This window comes from Mesorhizobium sp. P3_A8 (assembly GCF_056402995.1).
This window is the reverse complement of sequence record NZ_JBFUGI010000043.1, coordinates 1-771: the sequence shown is the minus strand read 5'-3', so window position 1 is coordinate 771 and position 771 is coordinate 1. Positions and strand designations below refer to the sequence as shown.

General features: G+C 64.9%; 1 protein-coding gene. It reads left to right on the top strand.

Annotated elements, in window-relative coordinates; translation table 11 throughout:
• The coding region (locus tag AC1DX4_RS35055; RefSeq protein ID WP_477224683.1) for a VCBS domain-containing protein at nucleotides 1–771 on the top strand (771 nt) is incomplete at both ends.

Genomic DNA, 771 nt, shown 5'->3' with positions numbered 1-771 from the left:
CGGCATGCTGACGGTTTCGCCGGCCTCGCTTGCAGCCAACCCGACCGACACCCACAATTTGAACTGGTCGTTCAACTCGGCATCGCAAGCCTTCGACTTTCTCGCCCAGGGCGAGACGCTGACGCTCACCTACACGATCAAGGCCGACGATGGCCACACCGGCACCGACACGCAGACGGTGACGATTACTATCACCGGCACCAACGACACGCCCGACATCCATCTGGTGACGACCGACAGCGCGACCGCGGCATTGAACGAGACCAATGCGCCCCTGACGGCGAACGGCACCCTGACGGTGACCGATGCAGACCTCTCCGACTCGGTGACCCCCAGCGTAACCTCGGTGTCACCTGTCGGTCCCACCGGCGGTTTGGACAATGCCACCTTGCTCGGCATGCTGACGGTCGCGCCGGGCCCGCTTGCGGCCAATCCGACCGACAGCCTCAATCTGAGCTGGACCTTCAACTCGACACCGCAAGCCTTCGACTTCCTGGCCGCAGGCGCGACGCTGACGCTCACCTATACGGTCAAGGCCGACGACGGTCATGTCGGGGGCACCGACAGCCAGATCGTGACGGTGACCATCACCGGCACCAACGATGCGGCGACGGTGAGCTCGGACTCGAAGTCCGTGACCGAAGGCGACACGGCGGCGGCGCTGAACACCGGCGGCCAGCTGACGATCACCGACCCAGACACGGGTGAAGCGCATGTGGTGGCGCAGGCCAGTACGGCCGGCATCTATGGCGACTTCTCGATCGACGCCGA